This is a genomic window from Arthrobacter antibioticus, from assembly GCF_030063205.1.
Classification (GTDB): Bacteria; Actinomycetota; Actinomycetes; order Actinomycetales; family Micrococcaceae; genus Specibacter.
The window spans coordinates 50,336-64,792 of record NZ_JASISQ010000002.1; the positions used below are offsets into that span (position 1 = coordinate 50,336).

The following is a 14,457-nucleotide window of genomic DNA, read 5'->3' on the forward strand; positions in this document are numbered from 1 at the left end:
CTGTCCACTCTAGCTATCTTTACTCGAGGATGATGACAGGGCAGACGGGTGGTTTTGATCGGCTTCTTGAAGACAGCAATGGCGCCCTTGCGATGGCATCGGCGGGGACAAACGCGCACAGTGAAAAGTCTGGCATCCTTAAGGAACCATGGATTTAGTGCTTGATACATCAAAATTTGACCCAGTTGTTCTAGAGCTGGGCCGGCTATTCGCCGACGCCGGATTCGAACTTTCCCTTGTTGGGGGTCCTGTCCGCGACCTTTTTCTGGGTCGGACTTCCCCAGATTTGGACTTCACAACCAATGCGAAGCCGGATGAGATCCTTGCGGTTGCCAAAAAATGGGCGGATTCGCACTGGGAGATGGGCCGGGACTTTGGCACCATCGGATTCCGTAAACGCAACCGGAACAAGGAGGTGCTGCTCATAGAGATCACCACCTACCGTGCCGAGGCCTACGACCCTGATTCTCGCAAGCCCGTTGTTGCCTTTGGTACCTCACTGGTGGAGGACCTGAAACGTCGCGACTTTAGCGTTAACGCCATGGCACTGCGGTTGCCGGACATGGAGCTGGTTGACCCTTTTGGCGGCGCCAAGGACCTTGCTGGTGGTTTGCTGCGCACTCCCGGTGCTGCGGTGGACTCCTTTTCCGACGACCCGTTGCGCATGATGCGTGCTGCCCGTTTCGCTTCGCAGCTGGGTTTTGCTTTGCACCCGGAGGTCCTGACGGCGATGCAGGGAATGGCCGAGCGAATCAGTATTATTTCCGCTGAACGAGTTCGTGATGAGTTGGTGAAACTGATTTGCGGGGCCCAGCCCCGGGCTGGCATCGACATCCTGGTTGAGACGGGACTGGCGGATTTGGTGCTGCCTGAAATTCCCGCACTGAAGCTTGAAACCGATGAGCATCACCGCCACAAGGACGTTTACCAGCACTCACTACAGGTACTGGAACAGGCAGCATCTCTAGAAAGCGGCCCCGACGGCCCCGTTCCCGGACCCGATTTTGTGTTGCGGTTTGCGGCATTGATGCACGACGTCGGCAAGCCCAAGACCCGCCGTTTTGAACCCGGCGGCGGGGTCAGCTTCAGACATCATGACCTGGCTGGCGCCAAGCTGACCGGAAAGCGCATGAAAGCCCTGCGTTTTGATAATGACTCCATCAAGGCAGTGTCGCGCCTGGTTGAGCTGCATATGCGTTTTTACGGGTACGGTGAGGCCGGTTGGAGTGATTCCGCTGTGCGTCGGTACGTAACGGATGCTGGACCCCTGCTCGAAAGACTGCACAGGCTGACGCGTTCTGATGTCACTACTCGCAATCAACGCAAGGCTGAGCGGCTCGCCTTTGCCTACGACGACCTTGAAGCTCGCATAGCCGTGTTGGCCGAGCAGGAGGAACTTGATTCCATCCGCCCGGATCTTGATGGCAGTGCCATCATGGCGTTATTGGACATCAAACCGGGTCGTGTGGTTGGCCGGGCCTACAGCTTCCTGCTTGAACAGCGCATGGAGTACGGACCCTTGGGAGCTGAGAAGGCTGGCGAAGAATTGCGGAAATGGTGGGCCGATCAGCCCGAATCGCACCCCGAAGAAACTAACAACGCCGTTGAAGACTAATCAGTAATTCCTGGCACCACAGTCGATTGGAACCAAAACACCATGAGTAAGAATTCAGTAGAAAATATCTTGGTACCCGCTGCCCCCATCCCTGGCGGCCCCAAACTGTGGCTGTTGCGCCACGGTGAGACCGAATGGTCCCGTAGTGGGCAGTACACAGGCCTGACGGATATGCCATTGACGGCAGTAGGGGAGGACCAGGCCCGATCCGCTCAGGGAGCCCTTTCCGGCATCGATTTTGATCTTGTTCTCACCTCACCACTGCAGCGAGCTCACCTGACAGCGACCCTGGCTGGGTTCCCCGAAGCAGCAGTTGAACCAAACGCCGTCGAATGGGACTACGGCGACTATGAAGGCGTTAACAGTGCCCAGGTTCGCGCGGAGAACCCCGGGTACCTGATTTGGAACGACGGCGTGCCAAACGGTGAGTCGTTGGCTCAGGTGGCCGAACGCGCTGACCAAATTGTTCAACGGGCTCGCGCTGTTCAGCGTGAAGACGGAGCGCCTGCCAATGTTCTGTTAGTAGCCCATGGACACTTCTTGCGGATCCTGGCGGCCCGCTGGTTGGGCTTGCCAGGTGGGCAAGGCCGGCACTTTGTTCTGGGTACTGCCAAAGTCTGCACACTTGGTTGGGACAAAATGACCCCTGCCGTTGAACAGTGGGGCCTATAGCTTCCGTTGGGAGCGGAACCTAAGGGCGCGTTTCATGCCTGCCCCTGAAGTAAACAAGGAGGGCAGCTGCGACCCGGTAGGCTCATATTTATGCAGGAATCACAGGGTCCACGAACATCAGCCAAGCATGAGATTGTGGTGCCCTCACGCAGCGATACTCTGTTGCGGAATATGACCGAAGTTGTTGGTGGACCGTTGGGAAGACGGACAGCACCAGGGGTTACAAAGCCCGGATTCTTCACGGTTGAGCGGGTCCTGATCGTGATGGCAGCTGTGGCTGCCGTCATAGCTGTCATAACGAAATCCCATTGTCGCACCACCGGTTGGACCACGCCGGATCAGTATTCCACCGTGTGTTGGTCCATGTTCCCCAACTCTTTTACTGAGCACAGACTGGGGACCCTGTTTCCTTTTTTCGCCCCGGGACCCCCCTTTGAACAGCCCATGCTGGCTGGTTGGATCGCCGGCGCAACTGCTTGGCTGACCGGTCCGGCGGGCGAAGGAGCCGGACGGCAGCTCGCCTTTTTTGACCTGAATGCAGCATTGATTGCAATGGTCTGGATCGTTACCGTCATTATTGTGGCGCGTACTGCTCGGCGCCGCATGTGGGATGCGGCCATTGTCGCCGCCAGCCCCGTCCTAATGCTCACCGCCTATGTCAGCTGGGACTTCTGGGCTGCTGCTTTGGTGAGTTTGGCGATCTACTTTTTTGCCCGGCGCAGGACGCTATGGGCGGGTGCCATCTTGGGAGTTGGTGCCATGGCCGCACCCTACCCAATTATTGTTTTAGTGGCCTTCGTGGCCCTGGGTATCCGGGCTCGACGCGTGAGCGAGATGCTTGAAATGGTTGGCGCAACAGCAGTCACCTGGCTGTTCTTGCTGGCCCCGGTCATGGCTATCAACCCGCCAGGTTTTCCTGAGTATCTGAAGAAGCGGTTGGCAAGTGAACCGTCAGAGTCTTCAATTTATGGCGGCTGGAACCTCGTTGCTGAGCGCATGGGCTGGCAAGGAATGGACATTGGCACGAGCAACGCACTAGCGGTGGTCCTGCTGGCCATTGTGGTCTTGGGTGTGGCTGCGTTGGCTCTGTATGCCCCGCGCCGTCCTCGCGTTGCCCAACTAATTTTTGTCGCTGTCGCAGGATTCATGGTGGTGAATAAGGGCACAGAACCGTGGCATGCAATCTGGTTGTTGCCACTGCTTGCATTAGCTCTACCAAGATGGCGACCCATACTGCTGTGGCAGGCGGCCATCATTGGACACTTTATTGCTCTCATGCTGTTCCGCAGCAAGGTTTTAGGTGACATCAGTAGCCAGCACGCTATTGATTCTCCGTATTTCATGCTGGCTTCAATGGCAGCGGGTGCGGCAACCTGTGCACTTATTGCCCTGACAATTCGGGACATGTATGTTCTCGGCAATGATGTTGTGCGTCGAGGGGGCGTCGATGATCCGCAGGGTGGGGTTTTGCTGGGCCCGCCCAATGACCCCGTGGTGTCTCTTCGGGATCAAATTCGGGATCAAATTCAGAACACGGGGAACGTTGAGCATGGCTGACGTTGCAGTGGTGGGCTCCGGGCCCAATGGGCTGGCCGCAGCGGTCACGATGGCACGGGCCGGATTGTCGGTTGAGCTTTTTGAGGCAGCTGATTCCCTGGGGGGCGGGATAAGAACTGCCGAGCTCACATTACCTGGTTTTCAGCACGACGTATGCGCTGCAGTGCATCCTATGGCGTTGGCTTCGCCATTCTTCCAAGCGTTTGAACTGAACCGCCGGATTGAACTGTTGGTACCCGATATTTCCTATGGGCATCCTCTCGGGAACGGACGGGCTGGCATTGCGTATCGCAGCCTGGACCGTACTGTTGAAAGCTTGGGTGCTGATGGCCGCGCGTGGCGGAACCTGATGGAACCATTGCTGAACAAGCTTGAGGGTGTAGTTGATTTCACTCAGGGCTCCCTCATCCGATTCCCTAAGGATCCACTAACCGTCCTGAGATTTGGCCTACGCGTTTTGTTACAAGGCACGCCTGCGTGGAACCTGGGATTCAAAGAAGACGTTGCGCCAGCCATGCTCACAGGTGTGGGGGCACATGCAATTGGGCGCTTACCCTCCTTGGCAACCTCGGGCGCCGGATTGCTTTTAGGGGTGTTGGCACACGCACAAGGGTGGCCGGTTCCACGCGGGGGCTCACGAGCCATAGCGCAGGCCATGGCCGATGACCTCCTGGCCCATGGTGGCCGGATCCATCTCTCTGAGCACATTGACAGTGTGGCGGAATTGAAAGCGGCTACTGGGGCGCGGGCCGTCATTTGCGATACAACGCCTAGGGCCCTGGCACACATGGCACATAACGAATTACCGGAACGATATATACGTCAACTAGAATCTTTCAAATACGGTCCGGGCGTATGCAAAGTTGATTTTGCCTTATCCGGCCCCGTGCCCTGGACTTCCACCGATCTGCGTGGGGCACCCACCCTGCATTTGGGCGGCTCGCGAGAATCCATAGCGCACGCTGAAAACCAAGTCCTTGCCGGTCGCCACCCGGAGAGTCCTTATGTTCTCGCCGTCCAACCCGGAGTCCTTGACGCGAGCAGGGCCCCTGCGGGCCACCATACTTTTTGGGCGTACACACACGTGCCGTCGGGCTCAACGCGTGACTGCACGGAAACCATAATCCAGACCGTTGAAAAGGATGCTCCGGGATTTCGAGATCTCATTCTGGCCACTGCTACGAGAACCGCTCATGATATGGACGCTTACAACGCAAACTATGTGGGCGGTGACATTAGCTCAGGGGCCGTCACACTGAGTCAGCTACTCAAACGTCCCGTGATTTCGCCAGACCCCTGGAGAACACCGGCGCCTGGACTCTATTTGGGGTCTGCCGCCACCCCGCCAGGACCAGCTGTCCACGGCATGGGGGGCTGGTTGGCGGCCAGATCGGCGTTGGCGAACACCTTCGGTCTGGTAACCCCAGATTTGGGTTTTAAGTCTTAAGAAAGATAGCCCGCAGTCAGCGAACAAAGACTAGTCTCTGGCGCCTTACTGCGGGCTATCTGGCACGGCGCAAGAGCTAGTTGCGACGCTCCAGCGTACCCAAGGTGACGCCTGTAGCGTCTTTGACAGTGAGAACGTCGCCGTCAAGCGTTGCGCCGGCTGCCTTGGACAGCCACGTGTCAATCCCCTGGCACGCCATCATGGTGCTACCCATCTGCGGGAAAGTTAACTCCCCATCAACCATCAGCCACTGGCCTGTCAGACGGTTGCAGCCATCGCTTCCTGACAGGAACCCGGCCTTGTTGTCATCTTGTTCCTGTCCCAGAGCCAATTCAAGGTACGGCAACTTGTCGGTATTGTAGCCATCGCCCCACGTGCCGACTGGTCCTGTTGCGGCACCGCAGGAGGAGATGGTCAAAGCAAGGAGGAGGCTGCCGGCAAGGGCTGCAAAGCGTTTCATTATGAGGGTGGCTCCGATCGCGCTGGTGTATTGGGGCGTTTCCCTTATGTTATTGCATGGCCGAGCATTCGCTGCCCTCGGCCCCAGACGCTAGACGGCACCGACGCTTGCCTCGGAGGGTACGGGAGCGGTGAGAACGCCGTCGCGCATGGTGGCGACAGCATCGGTGAGCGGCACAAACTCGGTGTCATGGGTGACCATGACAGTTGCAATGTTGAACTCGTCACTAACTTTGCGCAGCAACCTGACTATCGAATCGCTGCGGTCGTGATCTAGCGCAGCGGTTGGTTCATCCACCAGGAGAATTTTAGGCTGGGCCATCAACGCCCGGGCAATGTTGACTCGCTGACGCTGCCCGCCTGAGAGCTGGTGTGGGCGTTTGCGGCCGCAATCGGCCAGACCCACCATGTCCAAAAGCTGCGCTGCCCGCACACCTGCATCTTTGAGCGACTTCCCGCGCAGGTGGTCGGTGATGATGAGCTGTTCGGCGGCAGTCAGTGAGGCAAGGAGGTTAGGCTGCTGAAAGATGATGCCCACCTTGTCTCGACGCAGCACGGCCAGCTCCTTCTCGGACAATCCGCTGGTGTCGACGCCGTCGATCATCACAAGCCCGGAAGTGGGCTTGATCAGGGTCGCGGCCACAGCCAACAGGCTTGACTTTCCCGAACCAGAGGTGCCCACCAGAGAAATGAACTGGCCTGGATTCACTGAGAGGTTTACGGCATCCAAAGCCGTCATAACACCCTCGCCATCGGGGTATTGCAGTGTCACATTGATCAGATTCAGTGCAGTCATGAGAAGTTCCTTAATGTTTGTCAGCGGAGCGGAAACAGGAGGCGGGCTTAGTTGCCGCCAAGGGCGATCATGGCGTCTACGCGGGTCACCTTACGCACAGCAAGGGCCGAACCGCCCAGACCAAGCGCCACAATCCCGAGTGCAGGCAGCAGAGTAGTCGCCGGGGTGAGCAGGAATGGGGCCACCTGCGAAGCAAAGATTCCACCCACAACGCCGATGAGCCCACCAACTCCGGCACCTGCCAGCAGGACCAGAGCTGCCTGCGTCAAAGCATCACGCAGGAGGTAACCACCCGAAGCGCCCATCGCCTTGAGAACTGCGATGTCCCGGGTGCGTTGGACAGTCCAAACGGTGAGGAAAGCAACAATGACAAGGGCTGAAATTCCGTACAAAAATGCCTGCATCATCAGCAGGGAGCCGTTCTCACTTTTATAGCCGCCCAAACCTTGGAACGATCCACTGCGTGTGGCGCTGACGGTGCCAGCCGTCGCGTTGACGCTGTTAGTGTCAACGGTGGCTCCCGGTGCGAAGCTCACAGCGAGAACTGTTGCAAGCTGGTCCGGGTCGCTAAGATGAGCCACCTTTTTCCAGGTGGAAAGGGTTGTCCAAACAACTGAACTATGCGAGTACCACTGGTCGGGCACAATGTTGCCAATGCTCATTTGCGTTCCGGCGATAGTGACGGCATCGCCTGTGGCGAGTGAGAGTTCCTTGGCGACGCTTTCGCCAATGACAACGGTTGAATCACTGATGTCCGACGGCGCGATCCCCGCTTGTCTGCCTTGCTCGCCAACCCCAAACACTGCGACGTTGGCAATTCCCTTACTGTCTCCGGCACCCTGAAAGCGGCTTTGGCTGATACCCAAAGGCACGGCTGATTGCACGCCGGGCTGCGCTGACCAGAGATCGGATTGTTTGGCCGTCACCTGACTTTCGGTGAAGGAAACCTTTGCTTCGTTCTTGGCAGGGGCGCCAAAAACTATCTGGCTCACTTTGGTGCCTGAGCTGCCTGAGCTTGAGGAGTTGCCTGAGCCGGTGCCCAGCTGCGCAATTGCGGAGGTGGATTGGTTGCCGAGCCCTGCTGTCAGGCCCGATAGCAGGACGAGCAGGAGGCTGATGAGGGCAACAACGGCCCCCATCAGGGCGAACCGTCCCTTGGCAAAGCGGATATCTCGGATCGCGAGGAACATAGGAAGCTTCTTTCATGTGCCGGAAGAACTGGTTGTCTTTCGGGTGGATATGTCAGTAATTCAACTTTCCCGCGGAAGAGCTGCTGTTCCATCGCGGGGTTGGTTGATCCGCCTCCTATGAAAAGTTGGAGGGCCCACTCAACCATTTGGTTGATTCCTCTGCTTGAATCCAACGCCTATGCTGGTGACATGTCTGCCATGGATGCCCCACCCGTCACCAGTGGCACGATCCTTCGCTTTCTGCGTGTCACGTTGCACGTTGGCTTTGCGGTGCTGCTGAGCGTGGGCGTCGTCCGACTCCTAGTGGATCAAACTCACAGGCACGGGCGCTACTGGTTCCTGGCACTGTCGGTCCTTCTTGCGTTGACGTATTTACTCGGGACTGTGGCTGAAAAGCGTTTTTCGGCGGGGCTAACGCGCCGCAATCCGAGACGTTTCGCGGTGCTCTGGCTCGCTTTGATCACGCTCATGTGGGCCATACTTTTGCTCGGCTCGGTAGAGTTCTCCTGGCTTGTCTTCCCGTTGTTTTTCCTTCATTTGCATCTCTTGCCGCGCTGGGTGTCCCTGACCACGGTGGTTCTCATGACCGGTGGAGTCATTGTTGCGCAGTGGCTCTCAACGGGATCCACTTTCCCTCCCCTGCCAGTGATAGTGGGGCCGGCCTTTGGTGCCGCTTTCGCAGTGGTCACTTCTATGGCCTACCAATTGCTGTACCGGGAAGGGGAATACCAGCGTCAAGCGGCGGATGAGCTCCGGCGCACCCGCGCCCAGCTGGCCGCCACCCAGCACGAGTCGGGTGTTCTGGCTGAGCGTGCGAGATTGGCACGGGAAATCCATGACACTTTAGCCCAGGGTTTTTCCTCCATTATTTTGGTCTCGCGTGCAGCCTTGCGCAGCCTGGATTCCGGTGATTTGGAATCCGCCGGTGAGAGTTTGTCCATGGTTCAGGCCACTGCCGCGGAGAACTTGGCGGAGGCTAGGAGTTTTGTGCGTAACCTTTCTTCCCCGGCCCTTGCTGAGAGCTCTCTTGTAGAGAGCCTGTCCCGGCTCTGCATTAAAACGCAGGGCGAGTCCACTGCGCGTGGGGGCTCGTTGCGGTGCAGTTTCCGGTTGGATGGTGAGCCGATGGAGCTACCGCAGCCCTACAAAGTGACCCTTTTGCGTGCCGCTCAGGCGAGTCTCGCCAACGTCTGGATGCACGCTAAAGCCAAGTCCGCCGTCGTAAGTTTGGCGTTTCTGGGCAGCGAAGTGACCCTTGACGTGTACGACGACGGACTTGGCTTTAACCCGGAAGAGCTCGCCGACATTGTGGCCGGGCGTACGGATGGGAGTGGCTTTGGGTTGCGTTCCCTGCATGAACGAGTGGTGGCGCAGCAGGGGACGTTGGCAATCGAGTCAGCCCCGGGAGAGGGCACAGTGGTGGCCATCCGGTTGCCGCTGAATGGGGGCCGGCTGGTTCCCGAAGCAGCACAGGGGGAGATTCAATGAATGAGATCCGGATTTTATTGGTAGATGACCACCCTGTGGTGCGGGCGGGTTTGCGGGCCATGCTGACCGAATTTGAGGGATTCACTGTGGTGGCTGAAGCGCCCGAAGGTGGTGCCGCCATTAAGGAGGTGCAGCGTCTGCAAACCTTGGGTGAACCTGTTGACGTGGTGCTCATGGACCTGCAAATGGGAAGCGGGATGGACGGGGTGAGTGCAACGAAGGCCATCAAGGAGTTATCCGGCGCACCGCCTGTGCTGATTCTAACTACCTATGACACTGATGCGGATATTTTGGCAGCCGTTGAGGCCGGGGCTAGCGGCTACATGCTCAAGGATGCCCCGCCCGAACAGATTCGTGGTGCGGTGCAATCGGCTGCTGCCGGGCAAACTGCCCTGGCACCGGAGGTTGCCGCCAGGCTGATGAGCCGGATCCGCAATCCCGCTCCGGTACTGTCTGCACGCGAAGTGGAACTTGTTGAACTGCTGGCCACGGGGATGGGCAACAAAGCTATCGCCAAGGCGCTGTTCATTTCTGAAGCGACAGTAAAGACCCATCTTGTGCACATTTACGACAAATTGGGTGTTGACAACCGGACGGCAGCCATTGCGGCCGCGGTTTCGCGGCGCATCATCCGCAGTGCCGGGTAAGAGTTGCCTGCCTGAGTGAACTTTCTATTAGAACTCCTTTAGATTCCTTGAAAGCGGCGTAGGCTCGTCAGTACCGTGTGCAAGGGGGCAGGAGGACTCGCCGGTGGCTATTTCGCAACATTGGTCGCGACAGCTTCACTTGAGCATGTCCATTATTTGTACGCTGTTGGCTTCCGGCGGCTTCGTGGCGGCCGGCTATGTTGGCACGTCCTCCGCGGATGCTGCTGCAGCTGTGTTCAGCCAAGAAAGCGGCCAGAGCGCCCAGGCCTCTCCGTATGTGGCCACGCTGGCCGGATTTTATTCCAACGGCACCCAGCAATCCGATGTGACAGTTTCTTTTGCCGACGCAATTATTAGGGCGAGAAAGCCTACCGTCAAACCGATTTTCGATTTGACCGATCCTACCGCCAACACGGGCCACCTTGTGCAGGGGGTCAATGCTCTGCGTGAGCGAACTCCCGAAATCTCCGCCGAGCTGATCTCTCAAGTGCGGAAAGACATTTTGACCGCGGCATACCAAGGTCTGGGACATCGCTACGTTTGGGGAGGGACCAGCTTCGACAACGGATGGGATTGTTCAGGGTTTGTGCAATGGGCCTATGGACAAGCCGGAGTGAGTCTGCCACGCACGGAACAGTGGCTACCCATGGTCGCGACCAACAACCCCCAGCCCGGCGATATTGTGGTGCAAAACCCTGACGGTCCCAACCACTGGTCTCACATTGGCATCTACGTGGGAAATGGCAGGATGATCAGTGCGCTGAACCCGTCCGTAGGAACTTTTATGCACAGCCCGGCAGATGTCAGCAGCTCTTCGAGCTACTTCACCATGCCGGCATTCGCCACAGCTGATGAAAAGGCGAAGTCTGACGCAGCGAAAATCAAGGCTGCGGCGGCCACACCTCCGCCGTCCACGCCTCCGCCGGCCACAACGGCGGCGGCCACACCTCCGCCGTCGGACAAGTCCACGCCCAATCCGGCAGTCAGCACGGCGCCAAGCACTGGCCCTTCAGCCATACCCAGCACGAAGCCGGCTCCAACAGCATCGGAGACCCCAAAGCAACCAGGAACAACACCTGCCACAACCCCAGCTTCGGCGCCTGCACCCTCAGCGCCTAGTAGTTCGTCAGGTAGTTCGTCAGCTTCTGAATCATCGGGATCTTCAGCCGGCACCATTCTTTTGCGCTAGTGCCGCCGCTGGAAAGAAGTGCCCGCATTGTGCCAACAGTTCCAGTACCTTCGACTTGCGCGGGCTGGGCGCATTAACGGGGTCGCCTTGGACGCGAATGGAAAGCAGCACCGATCATTTCCGGATCAATGAGTGTGGAACCGTTTCGGATCGGTTCGCTGGCATCGGTGAAGTCCTCAAAATGGGCAGCTCCAAGTCCATGTAAAACCCGGACAGGACACAGAACAAATCGGTACCGATCGTCTGCCATGTTCTAAGACGCAGTATCAACTTGGATCTGAGTGCTTTGAGACCGGTCCATCTGGGGCTTCTCGCAGGGTGCTCCAGAGCGATGGCGTCGGTGGGAACAAGGAGATGGGAGGATTGAGGTGTGGGACATATTGACGTTGCAAACATTGACTATTTTCTCTCCGACGGACGGCAGCTGCTGAACGGGGTGAACTTCCGCGTCTCAGACGGCACCAAAACGGCGTTGATCGGGCCCAACGGAACGGGTAAAACCACGCTGTTACGTATCATCTGCCAAGACATTAAAGCTGATGAGGGAGCTGTGTCGCGTTCTGGAACCATGGGCGTAATGCGTCAGTTCGTGGGCCAGGTCCGCGATGAGAGCACTGTGCGAGATCTCCTACTGTCCGTGGCAGCGAGCAATATCGCCGCAGCCGGTAAAGCCGTAGATGACGCAGAGCTGGCCATGGTGGAGCGCGATGACGAACCCAGCCAAATGGCGTATGCCCAAGCTATCGCTGACTGGGGTGATGCTGGTGGCTACGAAATGGAGACCACCTGGGATGAAGTCACTATGGCGGCAATGGGCATGGATTTCTACACTGCACAGTTCCGTAAAGCTTCCTCACTCAGTGGCGGCGAGCAAAAGCGTCTTGTTCTAGAGGCTTTATTTGCCGGACCTGACGAAGTATTGCTCCTTGATGAGCCTGATAACTACCTCGACGTACCGGGGAAACGCTGGCTTGAGACAAAAATGGGCTCATCGGAGAAGTCAGTTCTGTTCGTCAGTCACGATCGCGAACTTTTGGCCAATGCCGCAGACCGTATTGTCACCCTTGAACCCGGCATCAACGGGGCTTCCAGTTGGACGCACGGAGGCGGCTTCGAGTCCTACATCAAGGCACGCGAGGATCGCAATGCCCGCTTTGAAGAATTGCGCAAACGCTGGGACGAAGAGCACGTCAAACTCAAAGAACTTGTCAACATGTACAAGAATAAGGCTGCGTTCCGCTCTGACATGGCAAACCGGTACCAAGCTGCTCAGTCGCGCCTTGCACAGTTTCTGGAGCAGGGGCCGCCGGAAGCGTTGCCCATTGAACAAAACGTAAAAATACGTCTCAAGGGTGGCCGGACAGCTAAGCGAGCTGTTATTGCCACCAAGTTGGAGCTGACCGGGCTCATGAAACCTTTCAGTACCGAAGTGTGGTTTGGCGACCGTGTCGGCGTTCTGGGCTCTAATGGATCGGGAAAATCTCACTTTCTGCGTCTTCTAGCCGCCGGTGGCTCAGACCCGGACAAGGAACATGAGCCAGTGTCCGACGTCGAAATCGCCCATGTGCCCCACGAAGGATCTGTGAAACTTGGCGCCCGTATCCGCCCGGGTTTCTTTGCTCAGACGCACGCGCGGCCTGACCTTCTCACCCGGACTTTGCTTGATATTTTGCACCGCGGCGATGAGCATCGTTCCGGTTTGGGCCGCGAAGCTGCTGCCGGGGCATTGGACCGTTATGGTCTGGCGGCAAGCTCGGAGCAGAAATATGATTCGCTATCGGGGGGACAGCAGGCCCGGTTTCAAATTCTGCTGTTGGAGCTCTCCGGTGCAACATTGTTGCTACTGGATGAACCAACCGACAACTTGGACCTACACTCGGCCGAGGCTTTGGAGAAGGCCATAGACTCTTTTGAAGGGACCGTTCTCGCTGTCACGCACGACCGCTGGTTTGCTCGCTCCTTTGACAGGTTCCTTGTTTTTGGTTCCGACGGGAAAGTCTATGAATCCGATGAACCCGTTTGGGATGAGAAGCGGGTCGATCGAGCCCGCTAGACCCTGACCCACCCCCGATCACTGCGACCGGGGAAAAATCCATGGCGTTAGAGTTGGTTCAAAACGCCTTATAAAACACTTGTGTAAAGAGTAAATCCATCATGAATCAGCGTGCGGTCCGTGCCGCGGCCATTGCCACCTTCTCAATCTTTGCCATTAACGGTTTTGTGTTCGCCAGCTGGGCCGCAAGAATCCCTGCCGTGACAAGGGTTTTGGAATTATCCGCAGGAGACATGGGCCTGCTGCTGCTAACAATTGCTGCCGGATCCGTCATTGCACTGCCGTTGGCAGGAACAGTCGTAGGCCGGTTAGGTACGGCAAATACCATCCGCGTTGGTGGGTTCACAGCTGCTTTTGGTGGTCTGATCGTTGCTGTTGCGCTAGCTCAGCACTCCGTTGGGTTCACGGCTGCCGGACTGTTCTTTTTTGGTATAGGTATTGGCTTGTGGGACGTAGCCCAGAACATTGAAGGTGCGGATGTTGAACGGCTGTTGCGTCGCACAGTCATGCCCCAGTTTCATGCAGGATTTAGCGGCGGGGCGCTTGTGGGTGCTCTTGTAGGTGCGGGCTTGTCAGCGCTGAACGTCAGCATGTCCTTGCACCTGCTGGTCATTGTTGTGGGTGTCTGTGTTGCCATGGTTTTTGTGCCGAAATCCTTCCTTCCGGAGACGCATACCAGCGGCAGTAAACGTACGCAAGCCACCACTGCTCTGAAGGGCCGCAGTGCTTGGCGCGAAAAACGTACGCTGCTGGTAGGTCTTGTAGTGCTCGGCGCAGCGCTGACAGAAGGGGCTGCCAATGACTGGATAGCGAAGGCAAGCGTGGATGGCCTCGGCACCACTGAAGCCGGTGGAGCCATCATGCTTGCCGTATTCGTGGCTTCCATGACTTTGTTCAGGTTCTTTGGCGGAAAGTTTGTTGACAAGTTTGGCCGGGTGAGTGTTTTGTACGGCAGTCTGGGCTCGGCACTGGCCGGACTCGTTTTGTTCGTTGTTGCTCCGAATATGCTGCTGGCCGGCGCCGGCGCTGTCCTCTGGGGTGCCGGAGCTGCCATGGGCTTCCCCATGGGCATGTCAGCGGCTGCTGATGATCCGGCCCGCGCGGCCGCTCGCGTCTCCGTTGTGTCAACCATCGGATATGTGGCATTCCTTGCCGGGCCGCCCTTGCTTGGCTTCCTGGGCGACCACGTCACCATCCGCTGGGCACTGCTGGCGATTGCCGTTGCCATTGTGGCCTCTATCCTGACCGCCCCGGCCGCCAAGCCGCTGCCCGCTAGCGAGCATCAGGGTGCGTTGCCTTCCTAGCCGGAAGTTCCCAGCGTTGCCTTCCTAGCGTGAAGTTCTT

The 14,457-nt window shown here is 57.8% G+C and carries 12 protein-coding genes; 9 read left to right on the plus strand and 3 right to left on the minus strand.

What is annotated here, in order from left to right; all coding sequences use genetic code 11:
* Window positions 1-148: 148 nt before the first annotated feature.
* The 4 genes from QMG40_RS05255 to QMG40_RS05270 all read left to right on the plus strand — a co-directional run bounded on the left by QMG40_RS05255 (window position 149) and on the right by QMG40_RS05270 (window position 5,291).
* Window positions 149-1,615 carry a CCA tRNA nucleotidyltransferase gene (locus QMG40_RS05255; protein WP_283528755.1) on the plus strand — a complete coding sequence of 489 codons (1,467 nt, stop codon included), beginning with the start codon at window positions 149-151 and terminating at the stop codon, window positions 1,613-1,615.
* Between the two features lie 42 nt (window positions 1,616-1,657).
* Complete coding sequence (locus QMG40_RS05260; RefSeq protein ID WP_283528757.1) at window positions 1,658-2,287, plus strand: histidine phosphatase family protein; 630 nt, start codon at window positions 1,658-1,660, stop codon at window positions 2,285-2,287.
* Window positions 2,288-2,377: 90 nt separating this feature from the next.
* Window positions 2,378-3,844, plus strand: a complete 1,467-nt coding sequence (locus tag QMG40_RS05265; RefSeq protein WP_283528760.1) for a glycosyltransferase family 87 protein — start codon at window positions 2,378-2,380, stop codon at window positions 3,842-3,844.
* Window positions 3,837-5,291, plus strand: coding sequence for a phytoene desaturase family protein (locus tag QMG40_RS05270; RefSeq protein WP_283528762.1), 1,455 nt, complete (start codon window positions 3,837-3,839; stop codon window positions 5,289-5,291). The genes QMG40_RS05265 and QMG40_RS05270 overlap by 8 nt, the downstream gene beginning before the upstream one ends.
* Before the next feature lie 76 nt (window positions 5,292-5,367).
* On the opposite strand, the gene QMG40_RS05275 is transcribed toward QMG40_RS05270, so the two are convergent.
* The 3 genes from QMG40_RS05275 to QMG40_RS05285 all read right to left on the minus strand — a co-directional run bounded on the left by QMG40_RS05275 (window position 5,368) and on the right by QMG40_RS05285 (window position 7,736).
* Complete coding sequence (locus QMG40_RS05275; RefSeq protein WP_283528764.1) at window positions 5,368-5,751, minus strand: META domain-containing protein; 384 nt, start codon at window positions 5,749-5,751, stop codon at window positions 5,368-5,370.
* Between the two features lie 90 nt (window positions 5,752-5,841).
* Window positions 5,842-6,546, minus strand: coding sequence for an ABC transporter ATP-binding protein (locus QMG40_RS05280; RefSeq protein ID WP_283528767.1), 705 nt, complete (start codon window positions 6,544-6,546; stop codon window positions 5,842-5,844).
* Window positions 6,547-6,593: 47 nt separating this feature from the next.
* Window positions 6,594-7,736, minus strand: a complete 1,143-nt coding sequence (locus tag QMG40_RS05285) for an ABC transporter permease (RefSeq protein WP_283528770.1) — start codon at window positions 7,734-7,736, stop codon at window positions 6,594-6,596.
* 189 nt (window positions 7,737-7,925) lie between these two features.
* On the opposite strand from QMG40_RS05285, the gene QMG40_RS05290 reads away from it, so the two are divergent.
* From QMG40_RS05290 to QMG40_RS05310, 5 genes are all read left to right on the plus strand, one after another.
* On the plus strand, window positions 7,926-9,224 hold the full coding sequence (locus QMG40_RS05290) for a sensor histidine kinase (RefSeq protein ID WP_283528772.1): 1,299 nt from the start codon (window positions 7,926-7,928) through the stop codon (window positions 9,222-9,224).
* Complete coding sequence (locus tag QMG40_RS05295; RefSeq protein ID WP_283528774.1) at window positions 9,221-9,871, plus strand: response regulator; 651 nt, start codon at window positions 9,221-9,223, stop codon at window positions 9,869-9,871. The genes QMG40_RS05290 and QMG40_RS05295 overlap by 4 nt, the downstream gene beginning before the upstream one ends.
* 103 nt (window positions 9,872-9,974) lie before the next feature.
* Window positions 9,975-11,060: a C40 family peptidase gene (locus tag QMG40_RS05300; RefSeq protein ID WP_283528777.1), complete on the plus strand. Its 1,086-nt coding sequence runs from the start codon at window positions 9,975-9,977 to the stop codon at window positions 11,058-11,060.
* A 370-nt stretch (window positions 11,061-11,430) separates the two neighbouring features.
* Window positions 11,431-13,113 (plus strand): ABC-F family ATP-binding cassette domain-containing protein, encoded by a 1,683-nt coding sequence (locus QMG40_RS05305; protein ID WP_283528779.1) that lies wholly within the window; start codon window positions 11,431-11,433, stop codon window positions 13,111-13,113.
* A 101-nt stretch (window positions 13,114-13,214) separates the two neighbouring features.
* Window positions 13,215-14,417 (plus strand): MFS transporter, encoded by a 1,203-nt coding sequence (locus QMG40_RS05310; RefSeq protein ID WP_283528782.1) that lies wholly within the window; start codon window positions 13,215-13,217, stop codon window positions 14,415-14,417.
* Window positions 14,418-14,457 lie beyond the last annotated feature (40 nt).

Bases quoted from the DNA above. Each gene is read 5' to 3' on its own strand.
- QMG40_RS05255 (WP_283528755.1), top strand. From the start codon at position 149: ATGGATTTAGTGCTTGATACATCAAAATTTGACCCAGTTGTTCTAGAG.
- QMG40_RS05260 (WP_283528757.1), top strand. From the start codon at position 1,658: ATGAGTAAGAATTCAGTAGAAAATATCTTGGTACCCGCTGCCCCCATC.
- QMG40_RS05265 (WP_283528760.1), top strand. From the start codon at position 2,378: ATGCAGGAATCACAGGGTCCACGAACATCAGCCAAGCATGAGATTGTG.
- QMG40_RS05270 (WP_283528762.1), top strand. From the start codon at position 3,837: ATGGCTGACGTTGCAGTGGTGGGCTCCGGGCCCAATGGGCTGGCCGCA.
- QMG40_RS05275 (WP_283528764.1), bottom strand. From the start codon at position 5,751: ATGAAACGCTTTGCAGCCCTTGCCGGCAGCCTCCTCCTTGCTTTGACC.
- QMG40_RS05280 (WP_283528767.1), bottom strand. From the start codon at position 6,546: ATGACTGCACTGAATCTGATCAATGTGACACTGCAATACCCCGATGGC.
- QMG40_RS05285 (WP_283528770.1), bottom strand. From the start codon at position 7,736: ATGTTCCTCGCGATCCGAGATATCCGCTTTGCCAAGGGACGGTTCGCC.
- QMG40_RS05290 (WP_283528772.1), top strand. From the start codon at position 7,926: ATGTCTGCCATGGATGCCCCACCCGTCACCAGTGGCACGATCCTTCGC.
- QMG40_RS05295 (WP_283528774.1), top strand. From the start codon at position 9,221: ATGAATGAGATCCGGATTTTATTGGTAGATGACCACCCTGTGGTGCGG.
- QMG40_RS05310 (WP_283528782.1), top strand. From the start codon at position 13,215: ATGAATCAGCGTGCGGTCCGTGCCGCGGCCATTGCCACCTTCTCAATC.